Source organism: Bacillus sp. SIMBA_005 (genome assembly GCF_046535585.1).
Classification (GTDB): domain Bacteria; phylum Bacillota; class Bacilli; order Bacillales; family Bacillaceae; genus Bacillus; species Bacillus pumilus.
Window position 1 is genome coordinate 1 of sequence record NZ_JAWRWI010001255.1, and the last position, 232, is coordinate 232.

Below are 232 nucleotides of genomic sequence, written 5' to 3' on the forward strand. Positions count from 1 at the left end.
GTGAGCTTCTCGCTCGCGAGCGGACAGACGCTCGCCCTCGTCGGACAGTCCGGATCCGGAAAGTCGACGATCGCAAAGATCATTACGCAGCTCGAGCGCCAGACATCGGGCGACGTGCTGTTCAACGGAGCGCCCATTCCGCGATCGGGACGGGCACTGCGCGGCTACCGGCAGCAGGTGCGCATGGTGTTCCAGGATCCGTTCGCCTCCCTGAATCCGTATCACACGGTGC

1 protein-coding gene is annotated in these 232 nt (G+C 64.2%); it reads left to right on the top strand.

All coding sequences use genetic code 11. The annotated features are described in order from the left end of the window. On the top strand, nucleotides 1–232 hold a 232-nt coding region (locus tag SB660_RS24085; protein ID WP_410585158.1), incomplete at both ends, for an ATP-binding cassette domain-containing protein.